Genomic DNA, 19,834 nt, shown 5'->3' on the forward strand with positions numbered 1-19,834 from the left:
CGTCGGGCCGGTCCGTCCACGCCGCGTGAAGACGCCGCTCATCCGGAAGCCCCGATGCTGCTCACCCTCGACATCCTGACCACCGCCGCGATCCTGTTCGTGGTGTCGATCGGCCTGCTCGCGATCTTCGGGGTCCTGAAGATCATCAACTTCGCCCACGGCGCGTGGCTGACGGTCGGTGCCTACTGCGCCGTGGTCACGGCCCGGCTCGGGCTTAATCCCTGGGCGGCGCTGCCGCTGGCCTTCGTGGTCGGCGCAGCGCTCGGTGGGCTGGCGGAGCACTTCATCATCCGCCCGCTCTACCGCAGGCCGCTGGACGCGATCCTCGCCACATGGGGGCTCGGGATCGTGCTCGGCCAGCTCATCACCCTGGCCTTCGGCCGCGACGTCCAGCTCACCCCGAACCTCTACGCGGGCACCGTCGCTGTCCTGGGCGTCGAGTACTCCGCATACCGGCTCGTAGCCCTCGGCATCGCCCTCGTCATCGGGATCCTGTTCGCGCTCACCATCGAGCGGACGCGGCTCGGCCTGTCGGCCCGGGCGGTGATCATGAACGAGACCCTGGCGCGTAGCCTTGGCATCGATACCGGGCGGGTGCGCCTTGTGGTGTTCATGATCGGCGCCGGCCTCGCGGCGCTGGCGGGCGTCCTCCTGACGCCCCTAACCAGCGTCGATCCCAACATGGGGGTGAGCTGGCTGATCGGGGCCTTCATGCTGGTCATGGTCGCCGACGCGTCCTTCCTGGCGCTCGCGGCGGCCTGCCTCGTCTTCGGGGCCGCGCAGGTCCTGATCAGCACCTTCGTGAGCCCAATCCTGGGCAGCATCGCCGTCGCGGTGCTCGCGGCCCTCGTGTTGCGCGTCAGCCCGAAAGGTTTCTCCCGTGCTTGACACGATCCCTGCCGCGGCGCGCACCGACCCGTCCGGTCGGCGCCTCTCCCGGGTGGCTCCCCTCGTGGTCGCGGCGCTGGCGGCCGCGGCGCTCTGGGTCGCACCGGCTGTCCTCGATACCTTCGCGGTCAATGTGCTGACCCGCTCGATGATCTACGCGGTGCTCGCCGTCACGGTGGACCTGCTCTGGGGTTTTGCTGGCATCCTCACCTTCGGCCAGGCGGCCTTCTTCGGCGCCGGCGCCTACGCCGCCGCGATGATCCTGGGCGCCTACGGGGCGACCCCACTCGGGATCGCGGCCGGCATCGCCACCGCCGTCGCGGCGCCGGCCCTGCTCGGCCTCGCGGTGGGGTGGCTGTCGTTCTATCACCGCTCGACGCCGCTCTACGCCTCGGTGATCTCGCTGGTCGTCCCGATCGTCGTGACGCAGCTCATTTACTCCGGTGGCGAATGGACCGGCTCCAGCAGCGGCCTCGTTGGGTTCGACGTGCTGCCCTTCGAGATCGAGGGCTATTTCCGCCTGGCGGCCCTGGTCCTGATCGCCGTCACGTTGGCGGCCTGGATCCTGGTCCGGTCGGATGCCGGACGGGCCCTCGTGGCGCTGCGGGACAACGAGGTGCGCTGCGCGTATCTCGGCCTCAACCCCCGGCGCCTGCAGATCCGCCTGACCGCCGCGCTCGCCGCCGTGGCCGGACTCGCAGGCTTCCTGTTCGCCAACGCCTCCGGCGTGGTCGCTCCCGAGAATGCCGGCTTCCTGTTCGGCACCGAGTTGGTGATCTGGGTGGCGCTCGGCGGCCGCGGCACCCTGCTGGGCCCGGTGCTGGGCACGATCGCCATCGATTACCTCGCGGCCAACCTCTCGGGCGATCTGCCCTTCCTCTGGCAGCTCCTGCTGGGGACGGCCTTCGTGGCGATCATCATCCTGTTGCCGGGCGGCCTCGCCGACCTCGTCGGCCGGCTGTGGCGCATGCTGCCACTCGGCCGGGCCGAGCGCGCCGCCCCCGCCCTGGTGACGCGGGAGGCCGAGGCGCACGCGGCGACGACGGATACCCCGATCCTCCAGGTGCAGAGCTTGGCCAAGGCCTATGGCAGCCTGACCGTACTCGAGAACATCGACCTGGAGATCCGGGCAGGCGAGCTCGTCAGCTTGGTCGGGCCCAACGGCGCCGGCAAGACCACGCTGATGCGCTGCCTCAGCGACGGCACCGAGCCCTTCACCGGCGCGATCGCCATCGGCGGCACCTCCACGACAGGGCTGACGCCGAACCGGATCGTCGCGCTCGGGGTCGGGCGCAAGTTTCAGGTGGCGAGCGTGTTCGAGAGCCTGTCGGTGGCCGATTGCTTGCGGCTCGCCCGGGCGCCCCATGACGGGCTGAACCCGGTCGGCCAAGACCCGACGCTCGGCCTGCCGCAGGCCGCCCTGGACGTTCTGCGGATGACCAGCCTCGACCGTCTGCTGACCCGGCCCGCGCGCCTCTTGTCCCACGGCCAGAAGCAGGCGCTCGAACTCGCCATGGTGGTGGCGCTGGAGCCGCGGCTGATCCTGCTCGACGAGCCCACCGCCGGTCTCACCAAGGCCGAGCGCACCACCATCGGGACCGTCCTCAAGGCGCTGACGATCGGGCGCCGGATCGCCGCCGTGCTGGTCGAGCACGACCTCGACTTCGTTCGGGAGATCTCGTCCCGGATCGTGGTGCTGCACCAGGGCCGCCTGGTCCTCGACGGCACGGTGGACGAGGTCGTCGGCTCCGAGCTGGTCCGCACCATCTATTCGGGAGGCGCCCATGGCTGAGGCAGCACAAGGGGCCGGGCCGGCGGAGCCCGCGCTCTCACTGGATGCCGTCTCCAGCGGCTACGGCGCTGTCTCGATCGTGAAGGACGTGTCCCTGGCGGTGGGAGCGGGCGAGATCGTCGCTCTTCTCGGCAAGAACGGCATGGGCAAGACCACCCTCCTCAAGACCATCCTGGGGATGGTGACCCCGCGCGGCGGCAAGGTCACCATCGGCGGCCAATCGCTCTCCGGCCTGTCCCCCGCCAAGCTGGTAGCGCTCGGCGTCGGCTACGCCCCCCAGGAGCAGCCGCTGTTCCAGGACCTATCGATCCGCGACAACCTGCGCCTCGCGGTGCCGTCGGACCGCCACCTGCCCGAGGCGCTGGAGCGCCTGTTCGGCCATTTCCCGTTCCTGAAGGACCGCCTCGCCCAGCGCGCCGGAACCCTTTCGGGGGGCGAGCAGAAGATGCTGATCCTCGGCCGGGCCCTGATGCTGCGCCCGCGCCTCCTCCTGATCGACGAGATCTCCGAGGGCGTGCAGCCCTCGATGGTTGAGCGCCTGCGCAAGGTGCTCCTGGATGAGCGGTCAGCAGGCCTGTCCATGCTGGTGGTGGAGCAGCATGTCGCCTTCGCCCTCGGCCTCGCCGACCGTTACGCCGTGCTCAAGCTCGGCGAGATCGTCGATCGCGGCTCGGCCAAGGCCCCGGATGCGCAAGCCCGCGTCATCGACCATCTCGCGGTGTGAGGCATGATGGAACTCAACACCTTCTCCATCGCGGCCCATTGTTCCCGGACCGGGCAGCTCGGCGTCGCGGTGGCGAGTGCCGTGCCGGCTGTGGGCGGCCTTTGCCCGTACATACGGGCGGGGATTGGGGCCGTCTCGACCCAATCCTGGGTGAACCCCTACCTCGCGCTGCGCATCCTCGACGGGCTCGCCGGGGGGCAGCCGTCGGACGCCGCCCTGGCTGCCGCGCTTGAGACCGACGATCGGTCGGACCTGCGCCAGATCGGGCTTGTGGATGCAGGCGGGGCCGCCGCCGCCTGGACCGGCGCCGGCTGCACGACACAGGCCGGGCACCGAACCGGGCCGGGTTTCGCCGTACAGGGCAATATGCTCGTCACCCCTGGCGTGATCGACGCTATGGCCCATGCCTTCGAGAACTGCGCTGGCTGCGACCTCGACGAACGGCTGATGCGCACGCTCGAGGCCGGCGACGAGGCCGGCGGCGATCGGCGCGGCAAGCAATCGGCGGCGCTGAAGATCGTCGCCCGCGAGGATTATCCGTACCTCGACCTGCGGGTCGACGAGCATGCCGCCCCCGTCGCCGAGTTGCGCCGGGTCCTCGCCGTGGCCCGACAGCAGCTTGTGCCCTTCGTGGCTGGAATGCCGCGGAAGGACGGTGCGGCTGGGGCGCTGCAGGAGGATGTGGCCGCGATGCTGCTCCTGTCACCCGCTGAGCGGCCCGGCGCGGCCGCGGGAGGCGCGATGAACCAGCCGCAGGACATCGTCGGCCTGCCCCCGGAAGCCGCCGGACGGGTTGCGCACCTGCAGGCGCAGTTCGCGCCGGTCCTGGCCGAGATCCAAACCCTGCGCGACCTCGATCTCGAGGCGGTCCATCCCCCTGTCGTCTTCGACCCGAGCCTTCCCTATCGCCGGGTGCCCCATGACTGACGCCATCTGGTCCTTGCCGATCACGGAGCTCGCCCGGCGGATCGCGGCATCGGAGCTGTCGAGCGTCGAGCTCGTCGGCGCTTATCTCGACCGGATCGGGCGCCTCGACGGCGACCTCCAGAGCTTCGTATGCCTGTCCTCAACGGCTCTCGACGCGGCGCGGGCGGCGGACGAGGAGATCGGACGGACGGGACCGCGGGGACCGCTCCACGGCATCCCGATCGGCATCAAGGACAATTACACGACCGCCGACCTGCCGACCCGGGCGGGCACCTCGGTCGAGGCCCTGACCTTCCCGCGGGAAGACAGCCATTGCGTCGCCACGCTGCGGGCGGCCGGCGCCGTGATCCTCGGCAAGCTGCGCATGCACGAATTTGCCTGGGGCATGGTTACACCGCCGACGCGCAACCCCTGGGATCTCGCGCGGGTGCCCGGTGGATCCAGCGGCGGCTCGGGAGCGGCGGTGGCAGCCCGGCTCTGTCCGGCGGCGCTCGGCTCGGACACGGGCGGCTCCATCCGCATCCCGGCGGCCCTCTGCGGCGTCGTGGGCCTCAAGCCGACCTACGGACGGATCGGCCGCTCAGGGATCGTCCCGCATTCCTGGTCCCTCGACCATGCCGGGCCGCTGACCCTGACGGTGGCCGACGCGGCGCTCCTGCTCCAGATCCTGGCGGGCCCCGATCCGGCGGACCCTGCGGCCACCACCGCCCCCGTGCCGGACTACACGGCCGCGCTCGGCAAGCCGGTTCGCGGATTGCGGGTGGCGGTGATCCGCAACCACTTCTTCGAGGCAATCGACGCGGATGTTGCCGCTGCGGTCGAGGATGCGATCGGCTTCTTCGCCGGGCAAGGCTGTACGGTGCGCGACGTCACGGTGCCCGCCCTGCGCTACGGGCTCGGCGCCATCTATGCCATCGAGCTGGCCTCCTCCACGGCTTACCACGATCGCAGCCTTGCGCAGGGCCACGTCGCTGGTTTCGCCGAGGATGTCCGGAACCTCGTCGAGATGGGCCGGTTCGTGACCGGTCCGGATTACCTCCGGGCCGAGCAGGCCCGGGGGCTGATCATGGCCGAGATGGCCGCCGCGCTGGACGATGCGGACGTGATCGTCGCCCCCACCGCTCCGTTGACTGCATGGCGGACCGACGAGACGACCGTCGCGCTTGCGGGGCGACCGGAGAGCATCCTCGCGGCGTCCTGGCGCCTGACCTATCCCTTCAATCTGACGGGACTCCCTGCTATCGCGCTGCCCTGCGGCTTCGACCGGCGCGGCCTGCCGATCAGCCTGCAGATCGCCGCCCGGCCCTTCGCCGAGGACATGCTGCTCCGGTTCGCGCACCAGTACGAGCAAGCACACGATTGGTGGCGCCATATCCCGCCACTCGCGAGCGAACCGTAGCAGAGGCCCCCTGATGCACACCGCGTGTCTTGGCTCTCCAACATTCGAGAGTGAAGCGTACGGTTTGGACAATCAGTGCGGCGGTTATGAATGACCGCCTCGAACGCATGGCAGACCTCATTCAGCTGCGTTCGACGGCTTTCTTGGAATTCGTGACCCTTAGGACGCTTCTGCTGCATCCGTGACGGGTGATGGGGCACCGAGTTCGGCGGCGAAGGCACCGAAGAATTGGTCGGCGAGCTTGCGCGATGTCGCCTGGATCAGGCGACCGCCGAGGGAGGCGATCTTGCCGCCGATCTCGGCCTTTGCCTGATAGCTCAGAAGGGTTTCGGAGCCCTCCTCCCGGAGCGTGACTAAGGCACGGCCCTTGGCGAAGCCCGCCATGCCCCCGTTTCCCTGACCGGTCAGGGTATAGCCTTCCGGGGCGCGGACATCCTCGAGCCGTACAGTGCCGGCGAAGGTCGCCGAGACGGGGCCGATCTTCAGCGAGACCTTGGCCGCGAATTCGTCCGACGAGGCCTGAGTAAGCTCTTTGCAGCCGGGGATGCAGCGCCCGAGCACATCTGGATCGTTGAGGGCTGCCCAGACGGCCGAACGCGGCGCCGCGATGCGGTATTCGCCGGTGATGTCCATCGTGTCCTTCCTTTGAATCTCAATCTTCAGACCGCGCAGTACCGGTCTTGGATCTCGCTGTCGGCACGCAGAATCGCGGCCGAACTTTCATGGACCACGACCCCTTGGTCGATGATTGCGGCTCGATCGGCGAGGTTGAGCGCCCACTCGACGTTCTGCTCGACGAGGAGGAGCGTCACACCCCGCTCACGCAGCGAGACGAAGAGTCTGCCCATTTCCTCGACGAGGACAGGCATGATGCCCTCGGATGGCTCATCGAGCAGGATCAGCTTCGGCCGAGATATCAGAGCGCGGGCGATGGCGAGCATCTGCTGCTCGCCTCCCGACATCGTCACCGCGATTTGGTCGAGGCGCTCGGCCAGGCGGGGAAAGGTTTCGGCGATCTCGGCGATCGCGGGCCCTTCGCGGATCGCGGACGGTGCCCGCAGCAATCCGAGCTTCAGGTTTTCGCGCACGGTCAGGCCCGGCACGATCCGCCGATCCTCCGGAACGTAGGCGAGCCCCAGGGAGAAGCGCCCGTGGGCCGGGCGGCCGAGGAGGTCCTGCCCGAGGAAACGGACCCGGCCGCCGACCTTGGTTATCAGGCCCATGACGGCCTTCATGGTCGTAGTCTTGCCCGCGCCGTTGCGGCCGATCAGGGCCAGGATCTCGCCCTCGCGGACGGCGAAGGTGAGGCCGTGCAGGACGTGGCTCGCCCCGTACCACGCATCGAGGCCGTCGATCTCAAGCATGGCCGTATCCACTGCTCTGGCCGAGATAGACCCGCCGGACCTCACGGTCGGCCTGGATCTCGGCGGGGCTGCCATCGGCGATAAGGCGCCCATGGTGCAGGACGAGGATGCGCTGCGACAGGCCGAGGATCATCTTCATTTTGTGCTCGACGAGCAGGATGGCGCGGGCATCCGACAGGCGATGGAGGAGGGCTACCATCGCCTTGGTCTCCTCCGGCCCCATCCCAGCGGTCGGCTCGTCGAGGAGAAGGAGCTTCGGATCGGCGGCCAGGGCGATGGCGATCTCCAGGGCCCGCTGTTCCCCGTGGGCGAGGGCTGCGGCCGGACGGCTCCGGCGGCTGGCGAGACCGACGGACTCGAGAAGTGCGTCAGCCCGGTCCGAATGGCCCGCGAGGCGGTCGCGGCGGCTCCAGAAATCGTAGCGATTCGCCCGCGCCTGCAGGGCCGTGCGGACGTTCTCGTGGGCGGTGAGCCGCGGGAACACCGTGGTGATCTGGAAGGAGCGGGCGATGCCCAGATGCGCGAAGCGGGCCTGCGGCAGGCGGGCGAGATCCTGGTCACCGAAGCGCAGGGATCCGCTCGTGGGCTTCAGGACCCCCGAAAGCAGATTGAAGAAGGTGCTCTTGCCCGCACCGTTGGGGCCGATGACGGCGGTGATGCGCTCGCGGCCGAGGGTCGCGCTGATTCCTTCCAGGGCTGTGAAGGCGCCGAAGCGGCGTCCGAGGTTCTCGACCTGCAGCACGGGGCCGGTCATGGGCCCCCCCGCAGCGCGGCGAGCCGGGTCAGGGCCGAGCCCCAGAGGCCCCGGGGCAGGAACAGCACGAAGAGGATGAAGACGGTGCCGAGGGCGAGCTGCCAGTGCGGCGTCCACAGGCTCAGGGCATCCTCCAGCACGAGGACCGCCAGGGCGCCGACGAAAGGCCCGAAGAAGGTCCCCGCACCGCCGACCAGCGTCATCACCACCGCCATGCCAGAGGTGTGGTAGGCGAGGCTGTCCAGCGGGACAATCGACAAGTGGATGGCGAAGAGGGCGCCCGCGAGGCCGCAGAACAGGCCCGACAGGACGAAGGCGAGCAGCTTGGTCCGCTCCACGTCGATGCCGCAGGCCCGCGCGCGGGTCTCGTTCTCGCGGATCGCCTCGATCACCGCACCGAAGGGAGAGGCGAGGATCCGCGAGATCATCATCAGGGCCGCGCCGACGAAGGCCAGAACCACGAAATACTTGGTGAGCGGGTTCAGGATGTCGAAGGCGACGGGGCCGAAGCCCATTCTGGCGACCGTGAAGCCCCGCAGGCCGTTCTCGCCGCCGGTCCAGCCGGACGCCTGGAGCGCCGCGTAGTAGACGAGTTGCGCCAGGGCCAGGGTCACCATCGCGAAGTAGATGCCCCGCGACCTGATCGAGACGGCGCCGATGGCAAGGGCCAGCACTCCGGCGGCGGCGACCGCGAGCCCCATCGCGGCGAGGGGTTGCAGCCCGTAGGTGCCGATGGCGATGCCGGTGACGTAGGCCCCGGTCCCGAAGAAGGCCGCATGCCCGAAGGAGAGCAGGCCGGTATATCCGTAGAGCAGGTTGTAGCCGACGGCGTAGAGCCCGTAGATCAGGACGTTGACCGCGAGCGCCTGGGACGGGAGCAGGAAAGGCAGGCTCAGCAGCGCGAGGATCGACAGGGGTGCGCGCCACCGTGAAAGAGCCCCCTCGGCGAGGGCGGACCGGCGGGGAACCGGCGGTGCGGTGGCCAGGACAGTTTGGTCGAGGGGCTGCATCCTCACTCTCCCTCAGACACCGAAGCCGGGCTTGCCGAACAGTCCCTGGGGCCGGATGAGGAGCACCAGAGCCATGAAGGCGAACATGGCGATGCTCGCCATCTCGGGGGCCAGCAGTGCGGTCATCGAGACCACGATGCCGACGAGGAGCCCCGCCACGACGGAGCCCAGGAGGGAGCCCATCCCGCCGATCACCGTGACCGCGAAGGCCTCGCCGAGCACGACGTTGCCCATCTCCGGGTTGACCGAGCGCATCGGTGCGGCGAGCACGCCGCCAAGAGCCGCCAAGGCGATGCCGAGGCCGAAGACCCACAGCCACAGGTGCTCGATATCCACGCCGAGCACCCGCAGGATCTCGGGATCGCGGGCGCCCGCTCGCACGATCAGCCCGAGCTTCGTCCGCTCGAGCCCGACCCACAGGGTGACCAAGACGAGGGCGACGACGCCGATCACGAAGATCCGGTAGATCGGAAAGAAGCCGACCCCGAGATCGGCCACGCCGGAGAGTTCCTCCGGGGTGGCGAAGGGCAGGCCGTCCGAGCCGAACAGGATGCGCACGCCCTCCACGAGCACGTAGCCGAGGCCGAAAGTCAGTAGCAGCGCGTCGTCCGGCGGCCGCCCGGCCAGGGGGCGTATCAGGAACCGTTCCACGAGCAGGCCCAGGGCCCCGACGAGGAGCGGGCCGAGCAGGAGGGCGGCCCAGAAGCTGCCGGTGCGCTCCATGACGAACACGCCCGCATAGGCGCCGACCATGAAGACGTTGCCGTGAGCGAAATTCACGATTCCGAGCATGCCGAAGATGATCGACAGGCCGAGCGCCAGCATCACGAAAACCGCCCCGAGCGCCACCCCCGAGAAGAGCTGCATGGCGATCAGTTCGAGGTCGAGGGATCCCCAATCCATGGCCGTCTCCCGCTCCCTGGTCAGGCGCGGTGCCCGAGTTCGTCGCAACTGCGCAGGGCCGCCTCCGAACCCGGCTCGACTTCCAGGATCTTGAAGAGGTCGGCCTCGCTGGCCATCTCCGACTTCCTCTTCGCCTCGATGACGAGCACCGACTGGACCGCTTGGTGGTCGCAGGCGCGGTAATGCTCCGGCCCCTTGGCCACGTCGTATTTCAGGGTTTCGAGGGCATCGACGACCTTACCGGTGTCGGTGCTGCCGGCCGCCTTGAGAGCCATGAGGAGCGAGCGGACTGCGGCGTAGCCATAGGCACCGTAATCCGTGGGCACGGCACCCCCATAGGCCGCCCGGAAGGCGTCGTTGAACGCCTTTGCCGAGGGGACGGTGTCCTCCAGGCGCCAGTAGTAGTTGCTGGCCCCGACGACCCCCTCGAAGGCGTCGGGCCCGGCGGCGAGGCGCTGGTTGTGCAGGAGGACCGGCACGACGATCCTGGCGACCTTCTTGAGCCCGAAATCGTTCGCCTGCTTGATGCTGTTGGCTTGGTCGCGACCGAAATTGCAGATGCAGAGGATGTCGGGCCTCATCGAGCGCAGCCGCGGCATGAAGGTCGAGTAATCCGCCGCGCCGAACGGGTGCAGGATCTCGCCCGCAGTCTCCGCGCCGATGGCGGCGGCGGCGCGCTTGAAGCCCCGCAGCATCTCGTGGCCGTAGGCGTAGTCGGCCACGAGGTAGGCGACCTTCACCCCCTTCTTGAACGTGTGCTTGGCGACCGCGGCGGTCGTCATGTGCGGGTTCAGCGCCTCGTGGAAGGTTGTGCGGCTGAAATCTTTGGCCTCGTTGATCGTGTCGGACTGACTGATCGACACGTAGAGCACCTTGCGGGAGCGGGTGATCTCGTTGACCGACAATTGCACCGCGCTCGATAGTGCTCCGACGATGAAATGGGCTCGGTCCTTCTCGATCAACTCCAGGGTGCGCGTCGCCGCCTCCCCGGGGTTGAGTTTATCGTCGCGCACGAGAAGCTCGGCTATCCGCCCGTCCAGGCCCCCGGCGTCGTTGAACTGCTTGATCGCCAGCTCGGCGGAGCGGACTTGGTCTTTCGCCTCCGCGCCGAACGGTCCCGTGACTGGTGTGGGGAAGCCGATACGGATCGTCTCTGCGGCGCCCGCCGGGCGCGCCCGACCGATCCCGCCGAGGGCGCCCGCCACGGCCATGCCGGCGACGAGCGTCCGACGCGACAGCGTACCCTGACCCATCACCCATTCCTCCTGTGTTCGCGCGAGGCTCTTGAAGGCCGGCCTACGTCGCGACCGATCGAAATCCGTCAGATCATGCCGAGCGCCCTCAGGATGCGCTCGGGCGTCATCGGCAGTTGCGAAATCGCGGCTCCGAAGGGAAGCAGCGCGTCATTGACGGCGTTGAGGGCCGCACCGCTGGAGGCAGCGGTGCCGGCCTCGCCGCAGCCCTTGGCACCGAGTTCGGTGTCCTTCGTCGGGGTCTCGACGTGGCGGATCACGATGTCGGGCATCTCGCAGGCCATCGGCACGAGATAATCGGTCATCGATCCGTTCAGGAGTTGGCCGGTCTCGCTGTAACGGCATTCCTCGAAGAAGGCGGCGCCGAGCCCCTGTACCACGCCCCCGCGGATCTGCTCGTCCACGAGGAGCGGGTTGATGACCCGTCCACAATCCTCGACCACCCAGTGCTTCAGGATGCGCACGAGGCCGGTCTCGGTATCGACCTCGACGAGGCTGCCGTGGATGCCGTTGGTGAAGGCGAAGGGGTAGCCGCGGGGGGCGAAGTGGTGGGCCACGGTGAGCGCGGGCGACACCCCCGGCGGCAGAAGGTCGGAGCGGTAATAGGCGAGGTTGGCGACCTCGGTCAGCGTCATGCGCGGGCTGCCGTCCGCATCGGTGACCGCGCCTTCACGGATGTCGAGGGAGCCCGCCTCGGCCTGGAGGATGGCGGCGGCGATCTCCAGGATCCGCGCCTTCAGCTTGCGCGCGGCCTGAAGGGCGGTCTCGCCGCCGATCCCGGCCCCGCGACATGCCCAGGTCGCGCCGCCGGAGGGCGTCGTCTCGGTGTCCCCAGTCAGGACGCGGACGCGGTCGCGGTCGAGCCCGACGCCCTCGGCGACGATCTGGCCGACGATCGCCTCGCTGCCCTGGCCCTGCTCGGTGATGCTAATCGCGCAGGCCACGTCGCCCGCAGGCGTCAGCTTGACGACGCATCCGTCCTGCGCCGAGATGTGGGCACCGCCGACGCCGTAGAAGGCTGGCGTCGGGTTGGTGATCTCCACGTAGGTCGCGATACCGATGCCCCGGTGGATGCCCTTCTCCCGGAGGGCTGCCTGCTCTGCACGCAGGGCGGGGTAGTCCATGAGTTCGTGGAGCCTGTCGAGGCACACCGCGAGCGAGAGCTTTTCGAACGTGTACCCGCTCGGCGTCTTGTGCGGGTACATGTCGTCGGTCACGTAGTTGCGCCGCCGGATCTCGAACGGATCGAGGCCGAGCTCCCCTGCCACCAGATCGACCAGCCGCTCCGTCACCGCGCAGGCGATCGGGTGGCCGACCGCACGGTACTGGCTCATCTGCACCTTGTTTTGGGCGAGGACGGTCAGGTCGGCCCGGTAATCGCTGAGCCGGTAGGGCGCCCCGATCAGGCGAACCACCTGGTTGCCCTCCACGGCGCTGGTGCGCGGATAGGCCGAAAACGGGCCGACGCCGGTGACGTCGTCCACCTCGATCGCCCGCATCCGCCCGTCGCCATCGAAGGCGAGGCGGGCGCGCACGCGGTGGTCGCGGGCGTGGATGTCGCTGGCGAAGGCCTCCATCCGGTCGGCGGTGAACTTCACCGGCCGCTTGAGCAGGAGGCTCGCGCCCACCACCGCCATGTCCTCGTGGTAGAGATGCAGCTTCATCCCAAAGGAGCCGCCGACATCCGGGGCGATCACTCGGACTCTGGCCTCCGAGAGCCTGAAATGCCGGGCGTAAATGTCTTGGAACTGGTAGGGCGTCTGAGTCGACTGGTGGACGGTGAGCCGTTCCTCTGCCGGATCGTAGTCGGCCACGAGGGATCGGGGCTCCATCGTGACGGCGGTGTGCCGGCCGAAGCGGAGGTCGACCTCCACGCTCCGGGCGCCCGTGAAGGCCCGCGCCGTCTCGCCCGCCTCGATCCGCGTGCGGAACAGGACGTTGTCGGCGGTGTCCGCGTCGATCCGGGGAGCGTCGGGGGCGCGGGCGGCGTCGAGGCCGACGACCGGCTCCAGTTCCTCGAAGTCGATGCCGATCAGCTCAAGGGCATCCTCGGCCTCGGCGCGGCTCTCGGCCACAACCATGACCACGGGCTGGCCCGCCCAGACCACCTTGTTCGCCGGAAGGGGCATCTGCGGGGCCGAGCGCATCCCCTTGAAATGGCTGAGAGTGCCGGTCCAGGGCGTGCAGATTTTCGCGAAGTCGGCGCCGGTCAGCACCGCGTGCACGCCTGGCATCGCGGCGGCGTCGGCTGTCTCGATCGCCCCCAGCCGCGCATGGGCGTAAGGGCTGCGCAGGAAGGCGGCGTGAAGCATGCGGGGCAGCACCACGTCGTCGGTATAGCGCCCTCGGCCCGCCAACAGGCGCTTGGCGCCGGGCCGGGGAAGGCCCTGGCCGATGTAGCGGGTCCGGCCGGGGCTGTCGGTGGCCGCGCTCATGCCGCCTCCTGCGTGGCGCAGGCGGCCTTCGCGACACGCTCGATGGCGTCAACGATCGCCTCGTAGCCGGTGCAGCGGCAGTAATTGCCCGACAGGGCGTCTCGGATCGCCTCCCGCGAAGGCGCGGTTTCACCGGGGCGGCATCCCTTCAGGAAGCCGAGGGCGACGACCAGGATTCCCGGCGTGCAGAAGCCGCATTGCAGGGCGTTCCGGGCGTGGAAGGCCTTTTGCAGCGCGGCGACCGCCTCCGAATCCGAGAGCCCTTCGAGGGTGTCGACCCGCATCCCGTCTGTCTGGACCGCAAGCATCAGGCAGGCATGGACTGGCTGCCCATCGAGGTTGACGATGCAGGCCCCGCAGGCGCCGACCTCGCAGCCGAGGTGAACGGCGGTGAGACCGAGATCCTGGCGGAGGAAATCGGCCAGCGACAGGCGGGGCTCCACGAAGCGCCGGACCCGCGCGCCATTCACTGTGAGATTGACAGGCTGCGGTGCGATCATGCGGCCTCCGCCCGCTGCGGTCCGTCCCCGAGGGCGGAGAGCACCCGGCCAAGGAGGACCCGGGCGAGGTGCATCCGTGCCGCGGCCGAGAGGGCGTCATCGTCATCGGGGGCGAGATCGGCGGCAAGCGCCGCCTTCGCCGCTGCAATGCTCTCCGGGCCTAGGGATCGACCGGCCAGGGCCGACTCGGCCGCCGGAGCCCGCATCGGGGTCGGGCCGACGGAGCAGAAGGCGAGTCTCGCCGTCTCGACGACATCGCCTGAGAAGGCGAGGTGCGCCGCAAGGCCGACCATCGCGTAGTCGCCCCGGCGCCGGGCGATCTCGTCGAAGCGCATCCGTATGTCGGGGCGGGCGAGCGGAACCCGCACCGCGGACAGGAGCTCGCCGGGGGCGAGCACGGTCTCGAACAGGTCCCGGAAGTAATCGTCCGCGGCGACGTTCCGCGTTCCGGCGGGCCCGGCGATCTCGATCACGGCACCGAGCGCCCGCATGCAGGCCGGCAGCTCGGAGGCCGGATCCGCCAGGGCGAGGCTCCCGCCCATCGTCCCAAGGTTCCGAATCGCCGGATGCGCCATGAAGGCCGCCGCCTCCGTCAGGATCGGCGCATGGGCGACGATCAGAGGGGAGGACAAGGTCTCGGCGTGACGGGTCAATGCGCCGATCCGCAGGGCATCCCCTTCGACGGAGATCCCCCGCAGGGTATCGATCCGGCCGATGTCGATGAGCAAGTCCGGGCCATCCAGGCGCAGGTTGAGGGCCGGCAGGAGGCTCTGTCCGCCCGCGAGATAGCGCGCCTCGCCCCTACAACCGGCATAGGCCGCAAGCGCCTCCGTGACGCTCGTCACACGGCGGTAATCGAAGGCCCGCGCCTTCATGTGCGTCCCTCCCAGGCCGCCAGTTGCCGGATCAATCGTTGTTGACCACTTGGTTACAAGCTATCGAGGGCCGGAGCGCGCCGTCAAGCGAAATAACCAATCGGTCACGAAGCATGGCCCCGACCGTCGACGACCCCGAGTCTCCCAAGGCAAAGAAGATCCGGCGCCGCCTCCCCGCTGCCGAGCGCGAGCAGCAGATCGTGGAGGCCGCCGCGCAGTTTTTCGCCGAGCACGGACTCGGCGGTCAGACCCGGGAACTGGCGAAGGAACTGGGCATCACCCATTCGGCGATCTTCCGGTATTTTCCGACCAAGGAGGCGCTGCTCGACCGCGTCTACGAACACGTCTACGTCAAGCGTTGGAATCCGGCCTGGACGGGATTGGTCAGGGATCGGTCTCAACCGCTCAGTTACAGGATCGTCCGCTTTTACGCGGAATACACCGAGCAAATCTTCGATTTCGTGTGGGTCCGGATCTTCGTCTTCTCAGGTCTGAAGGGTTACGACATCGCGCCCCGTTACCTCACGATCATCCGCGAGCGGGTCATTCATCCGATTTGCGCGGAGGTCCGGGCCGATCTCGGCCTCCCGGCCCCGGAGATCGTACCCTTGACGGAGCGGGAAATCGAAGCCGCCTGGGCCATGCATGGGAAGGTATTCTATCTGGCGATCCGCAAATTCGTCTATGGATGGCCTATTCCGCAAAATCTCTCGCAGACAATTTCGGATGACGTCATCTCATTCCTAGAAGGATCACGTTTTATCTTCATGGAAAGTGTAAGAAATGCGGCGTCTGAAAATGTGAAACCACTCGGGAGCGACGCGGGAACACAGTCCGTATAACCGTTTCTGTGCTTTACGATCTGCGGCTTCGAGGCCATGCTGTGGCTGCGGAAGGGCTTTGGCTTTGCCAGGGCGAACAAAACACGAAAGCGGGAGGGGAGACGCCTGTCTTCGGTCCGCAGCCGAGGTTGCGCCACGCCCCTTACACTCACATCGGCCTCTCAGGCCGATAAGCCGGTGCTGGGCGTCCTGACCTCGTAGTCGCGCATGCCGGGTCCCGGCCCTCTCATCTCCAGACCGCCCGCATCTCCGAGAGCCTGGATACGGCCGAACAGAACGATGTCGCTGACCGCTTGGCCCGGTGGGTCAACCTCGACGGCCAGATGGTGCATCGTGCGCCCGATCACTCTCGCAGCGACTTCCCAGTCTCCCGTGGCTTGGGAGATGAGCGCAGCGTCGAAGTGCGTCAGTGGAGCCGACACCAAGCGGCCGTCGTGCACGATGCGCAATGGGGCATCCTCGCGCCTCAATGCCGCCCACGCAGCGGCGGCGGCAGCGCACTCGGCCCGTGAGAAGGCGCGTCGCTTGTCCCCCAGGCCAGACGCGACGATGTCCTCACGACGCATGATCCCGAGCGACCAGGGCCTTCGGATGCCGTCGCGCGTGACGAAATCGAGGTCCGTGGCGTCGATGATGTCGAAGGAACGGCCATTCATCCGGAACGCGAATTCGAGAAAACTGGCGTGTTCGCCCGCGTCGCTCTTGCAGACCCAGTAAATGGGATGCACCCGAGCCGAGGTGGCTTCCGCCCAAGGCTCCTCCACCTCCCGCTGATCGGCGTAGGGATCGGGCCGCAGGACGGCTTTGAGCCAAGCGTGCCGAACATCCGGGTCCGGCGGATTGATGGGGCCGTAATTCAGGGAGCCCGAGAGCGCGATGACGCGCGCGTCGTCGCCCTGCGATCGGAGCGCTTCACGGAGGGTATCCGCCCGGCTCACACCCCACGTCACGTGGACCATTTCGGCAGCATCGGACATCTGCGACCCCCATCGCCGCGCGGTCGTCGGGGCGGCGGAGACATCAGAGTCGCCTTCCGACGTGGCGAGAATGTTACCCGCCGGGCCGGCCGTGTAACGTTCTATGACAGCTCACCGAGGGTCCCGCGCAACGGGGCATCCCACAAGCGAAGACCCGTGGAACAGCTTCGTGGACATTATCGAAGCTCGTTGGCCGAGGACGCCCGAATTCGTCGGTATAGCAATGTAACCGGGAGGATGCGGTAACGAACTCTGCTGAGTGCCACCAACGCGGCACTGAACTGCAGGAGCTCAGAAATGACCAATCTGTTCCGTCTCGCCTCAGCCGTCTTCGTGGCGGCCTTGGTGGCCGCGAGCCCGGTGATCGCCGCCGAAGCCATGGGCAAGGATACGATGGCCAAGGACTCCATGGCCAAAGATTCCATGGGAAAGAAGGATGCGATGGCCAAGGATCACATGGATAAAGACCACATGGCCAAGGATCACATGGCCAAGGACAGCATGTCCAAGGATCCGATGAAGAAATAGCATCGAGAGGGTCGTCGGGTGAGCTGTGTTCGGCCGCCCGACCTCCCGCCCCGTGCAAATCGCCCTCATTGCAAAACCGCGACGGCGTAAGTGACACTCCACACGGCCGGCCGGATCGGTAACCGACCCGCGAAGCGCGGCCGGCGCTCTGCTGACCGGTGGTTCGATCATTGTTCCAATGCAAATCTCTCGATCCAAAAATTTTAGACGCGAAAGACTATAAAAAATCGGAGGACGACCTCTTCAAGCCGCCGGGCAACCCCTTACATCATGCACGCGGCGGCGGTGCCGCGAAGGACATGATTACCATGATGAAGCGTGTCGCTATGGCCGCGGTGGCCGCGAGTTCTCTGCTGGTCGCCAGCCAGGCGGCCGAGGCCAAGGGCTGCATCAAGGGCGCCATCGTCGGCGGCATCGCCGGTCACTACGCCGGGCACGGCGTACTCGGGGCCTTGGGCGGATGCGCGGCGGGTCGGGCCCTCGCGAACCGGCAGGCGCGGAACCGGCAGGTCGCCCCGCCGATGCGACCGGTGGCGCAGCCCGTGACCGGCAATGGCATGGCGCGTCCGAGCCAGGGTGCGGGCGGCTACGTCGGCTACTGATCCCGCCGTCGCGGCGACGCCGGTTTCGTTCAGGAGGCGCGGACCAGAGAGAGAGCCGGGCGGCCACCAGGGGGGTGGCCGCTTCCGGAGACGCCCGATCCGTCGTCCGGATCGGTCATGCGCACGGTCGGCAGGACCAACGCCTCGATCCGTTCCACGAGTGATGCGATCTCGGAGGCCGGGCGCGCGGGGCTGTAGAGGAAGCCCTGTGCGATGTCGCAGCGCTTGTCCCTAAGGACGTCGAGCTGCTGGCGCGTCTCCACGCCCTCCACCGTCACGGTCATCGACAGGGCCCGCGCCATCCGCGCGATCGCCTCCACGACGGCGACCTTCTCGGGCCGCCCCTGGAGATCGCGGACGAACGAGCGGTCGACCTTGACTTTGTCGAACGGAAATTCGGTCAGGTAGCTCAGGCTCGAATAGCCCGTGCCGAAATCGTCCAGCGCGATACGCACGCCCGTCGCGCGGAGGCGGTTCAGGTTCTCCAGCACTTCCGGCCCGTGATCGAGCAGGACCGACTCGGTGATCTCGATCTCGAGCTTGTCCGGGGCGAGCCCGGTTTCACCGAGGATGGCGGCGACCTCCGCGTGAAAGCCCGGCATCCGGATGTGCAGGGAGGAGATGTTCACGGCAACCCGCAGATCGGGCCAGCCTCTGGCATCCGTGCAGGCGCGCCGCAATGCCCAGCGGCCGATGTCCACGATGAAGCCGGTCGCCTCGGCGATGGGGATGATCTCCGCCGGCGAGACCCAGCCGTCACCGGGCCTGTTCCAGCGCAGCAGGGCCTCGAAGCCGGCGACGCGCCCGCTCCGCATGTCGACCAGCGGCTGGTAGTGCAACTCCATCGCGTCGGCCGAGAGGGCAACGCGCATGTCCACGTCGAGCTGGCGCTGGCGGACGACCCGCTGCTCCAGCGAGGGGTCGAAGGTGCGCCAGCAGCCCTTGCCGTCCGCCTTGGCCGCGTACTGGGCGAGGTCGGCGCGCATGAGAAGGGTCTCCGGCGCAATACCCTCGTCGGGCACGTAGGCGATGCCGACGCTGGCTCCGATCTCCAGCCGGGCTTCGTCGATCTGGAACGGCCGACTCAGCTCGTCCACGATCCGCGAGGCGAGCGCCTCGGGATCGGAGCACCCGACGTCGCGCACGACCATCGCGAATTCGTCGCCACCGAGGCGGAAAACACCGTGCGGACCGCCGATGGCGGTCAGGCGCCCGGCGACCTTTTGCAGGAGGCGGTCGCCGACGAGATGGCCGCGGCTGTCGTTGACGGCCTTGAAGCCGTCGAGGTCGAGGTAGAACAGCGCGCTGCTGCGCCCGGTCGAACTGGCTTCGCGGCACAGGGTCGTCAGCACGTCCTGGAAGCCGCTGCGGTTGGGCAATCCCGTCAGGTTGTCGTGCCCGGCGAGGAAGGCGATGCGGGCCTGCGCCTCCCGGCTCTCGGTCGTGTCCGACCCCACGCCGCGATAGCCCGCGAAGGCTCCTCCCGCGTCGAGGACGGGCTTGCCGTTGAGCGTGAGCCACCGTGTGCCGCCGTCCGTCTGCAAGCGGACGGTCCGGTCGCGGAAGGGCGCGCGCGACTCGATGGCGGCGGCGAGCGCTTCGGCGTCCGCGCCATCGCCGTCCGGATGGGCGAACGCCCGCAGGATTGCCGGCAGCGTCCGGTGGCGAAGCTCTGCGGCGTTCACGCCGAGCAGGCCGGCGAGGTCCGCGCGGGCCTGCCGGATCCGGCCGAGCTTGTCGGTCTCCCACAGCCAATCGCGGGTGCCCTCGGAGAAGTCCTTGAGCAGGAAGCCGATGGTCTCGCTCTGCGCCTGCACCGTTACGCGGTCGAGGATGCGCTGGGAGGCGTGGCGGCAGATCCGGCGCGACGTGAAGAACACGAAGGTCGCATAGAGCGACAGCAACAAGGCGACGTACTGGCCGACCGGACCCTCGCAGCCGGCGAGGCCGACGAACATGCCCACGACCACCGGCACGACGGCCAGGAGCGCCAGCGAGAAGATCGGACCCACCACGTAGGCATGGGAGATCAGGGCGGCGCAGACGGCCCCGACCACGAGC

19 protein-coding genes and 1 pseudogene are annotated in these 19,834 nt (G+C 68.4%); 9 read left to right on the top strand and 11 right to left on the bottom strand.

What is annotated here, in order from left to right; all coding sequences use genetic code 11:
• The first annotated feature begins 54 nt into the window (after window positions 1-54).
• The 5 genes from MKK52_RS22240 to MKK52_RS22260 are packed head-to-tail and all read left to right on the top strand — an operon-like array spanning window position 55 to window position 5,730.
• Entirely contained in the window at window positions 55-888 is an 834-nt protein-coding gene (locus MKK52_RS22240) for a branched-chain amino acid ABC transporter permease (RefSeq protein ID WP_092047246.1), read from the top strand.
• A complete protein-coding gene (locus tag MKK52_RS22245) occupies window positions 881-2,680 on the top strand; it encodes an ABC transporter permease subunit (protein WP_243957840.1) in 1,800 nt (599 codons plus the stop codon). The genes MKK52_RS22240 and MKK52_RS22245 overlap by 8 nt, the downstream gene beginning before the upstream one ends.
• On the top strand, window positions 2,673-3,404 hold the full coding sequence (locus MKK52_RS22250) for an ABC transporter ATP-binding protein (RefSeq protein WP_243957842.1): 732 nt from the start codon (window positions 2,673-2,675) through the stop codon (window positions 3,402-3,404). The genes MKK52_RS22245 and MKK52_RS22250 overlap by 8 nt, the downstream gene beginning before the upstream one ends.
• Before the next feature lie 3 nt (window positions 3,405-3,407).
• Entirely contained in the window at window positions 3,408-4,331 is a 924-nt protein-coding gene (locus tag MKK52_RS22255) for a DUF1028 domain-containing protein (RefSeq protein WP_243957844.1), read from the top strand.
• A complete protein-coding gene (locus MKK52_RS22260) occupies window positions 4,324-5,730 on the top strand; it encodes an amidase (RefSeq protein WP_243957846.1) in 1,407 nt (468 codons plus the stop codon). Before MKK52_RS22255 ends, MKK52_RS22260 begins: the two co-directional genes overlap by 8 nt.
• Window positions 5,731-5,889: 159 nt before the next feature.
• Here the strand turns inward: MKK52_RS22260 and MKK52_RS22265 are convergent, their stop codons facing one another.
• The 9 genes from MKK52_RS22265 to MKK52_RS22305 form a co-directional block, all read right to left on the bottom strand.
• Window positions 5,890-6,363 carry an SRPBCC family protein gene (locus tag MKK52_RS22265; protein WP_243957848.1) on the bottom strand — a complete coding sequence of 158 codons (474 nt, stop codon included), beginning with the start codon at window positions 6,361-6,363 and terminating at the stop codon, window positions 5,890-5,892.
• A gap of 26 nt (window positions 6,364-6,389) precedes the next feature.
• On the bottom strand, window positions 6,390-7,094 hold the full coding sequence (locus MKK52_RS22270; protein ID WP_243957850.1) for an ABC transporter ATP-binding protein: 705 nt from the start codon (window positions 7,092-7,094) through the stop codon (window positions 6,390-6,392).
• Complete coding sequence (locus MKK52_RS22275; RefSeq protein ID WP_243957851.1) at window positions 7,087-7,848, bottom strand: ABC transporter ATP-binding protein; 762 nt, start codon at window positions 7,846-7,848, stop codon at window positions 7,087-7,089. Before MKK52_RS22275 ends, MKK52_RS22270 begins: the two co-directional genes overlap by 8 nt.
• The gene (locus tag MKK52_RS22280; RefSeq protein WP_243957853.1) at window positions 7,845-8,858 is read right to left on the bottom strand and encodes a branched-chain amino acid ABC transporter permease; all 1,014 of its coding nucleotides are present in this window, start codon (window positions 8,856-8,858) and stop codon (window positions 7,845-7,847) included. The genes MKK52_RS22275 and MKK52_RS22280 overlap by 4 nt, the downstream gene beginning before the upstream one ends.
• Window positions 8,859-8,870: 12 nt before the next feature.
• Window positions 8,871-9,761: a branched-chain amino acid ABC transporter permease gene (locus MKK52_RS22285; protein ID WP_243957855.1), complete on the bottom strand. Its 891-nt coding sequence runs from the start codon at window positions 9,759-9,761 to the stop codon at window positions 8,871-8,873.
• 20 nt (window positions 9,762-9,781) lie between these two features.
• Window positions 9,782-11,014: an ABC transporter substrate-binding protein gene (locus MKK52_RS22290; protein WP_243957857.1), complete on the bottom strand. Its 1,233-nt coding sequence runs from the start codon at window positions 11,012-11,014 to the stop codon at window positions 9,782-9,784.
• 68 nt (window positions 11,015-11,082) lie between these two features.
• Window positions 11,083-13,449 carry a xanthine dehydrogenase family protein molybdopterin-binding subunit gene (locus MKK52_RS22295; protein ID WP_243957859.1) on the bottom strand — a complete coding sequence of 789 codons (2,367 nt, stop codon included), beginning with the start codon at window positions 13,447-13,449 and terminating at the stop codon, window positions 11,083-11,085.
• Complete coding sequence (locus MKK52_RS22300; protein ID WP_243957861.1) at window positions 13,446-13,949, bottom strand: (2Fe-2S)-binding protein; 504 nt, start codon at window positions 13,947-13,949, stop codon at window positions 13,446-13,448. The genes MKK52_RS22295 and MKK52_RS22300 overlap by 4 nt, the downstream gene beginning before the upstream one ends.
• Entirely contained in the window at window positions 13,946-14,824 is an 879-nt protein-coding gene (locus MKK52_RS22305) for an FAD binding domain-containing protein (RefSeq protein WP_243957863.1), read from the bottom strand. The genes MKK52_RS22300 and MKK52_RS22305 overlap by 4 nt, the downstream gene beginning before the upstream one ends.
• Window positions 14,825-14,937: 113 nt before the next feature.
• On the opposite strand from MKK52_RS22305, the gene MKK52_RS22310 reads away from it, so the two are divergent.
• Window positions 14,938-15,666, top strand: a complete 729-nt coding sequence (locus MKK52_RS22310; protein ID WP_243957865.1) for a TetR/AcrR family transcriptional regulator — start codon at window positions 14,938-14,940, stop codon at window positions 15,664-15,666.
• Window positions 15,667-15,681: 15 nt separating this feature from the next.
• A pseudogene (locus tag MKK52_RS27270) lies at window positions 15,682-15,867 on the top strand (hypothetical protein); the annotation flags it as partial.
• Here MKK52_RS27270 and MKK52_RS22320 read toward each other — a convergent pair.
• Complete coding sequence (locus tag MKK52_RS22320) at window positions 15,828-16,643, bottom strand: DUF3658 domain-containing protein (protein WP_243957867.1); 816 nt, start codon at window positions 16,641-16,643, stop codon at window positions 15,828-15,830. The pseudogene MKK52_RS27270 and the gene MKK52_RS22320 sit on opposite strands and share 40 nt — an antisense overlap.
• A gap of 297 nt (window positions 16,644-16,940) precedes the next feature.
• Here MKK52_RS22320 and MKK52_RS22325 point away from each other — a divergent pair, with 297 nt between their 5' ends.
• Complete coding sequence (locus tag MKK52_RS22325; protein WP_243957869.1) at window positions 16,941-17,171, top strand: pentapeptide MXKDX repeat protein; 231 nt, start codon at window positions 16,941-16,943, stop codon at window positions 17,169-17,171.
• 311 nt (window positions 17,172-17,482) lie between these two features.
• Complete coding sequence (locus MKK52_RS22330; RefSeq protein ID WP_243958031.1) at window positions 17,483-17,773, top strand: hypothetical protein; 291 nt, start codon at window positions 17,483-17,485, stop codon at window positions 17,771-17,773.
• 29 nt (window positions 17,774-17,802) lie between these two features.
• On the opposite strand, the gene MKK52_RS22335 is transcribed toward MKK52_RS22330, so the two are convergent.
• Window positions 17,803-19,830: a putative bifunctional diguanylate cyclase/phosphodiesterase gene (locus MKK52_RS22335; RefSeq protein WP_243957871.1), complete on the bottom strand. Its 2,028-nt coding sequence runs from the start codon at window positions 19,828-19,830 to the stop codon at window positions 17,803-17,805.
• Window positions 19,831-19,834: the final 4 nt, after the last annotated feature.

The sequence above is a fragment of the Methylobacterium sp. J-067 genome (assembly GCF_022829465.1).
Lineage (GTDB): Bacteria > Pseudomonadota > Alphaproteobacteria > Rhizobiales > Beijerinckiaceae > Methylobacterium > Methylobacterium litchii.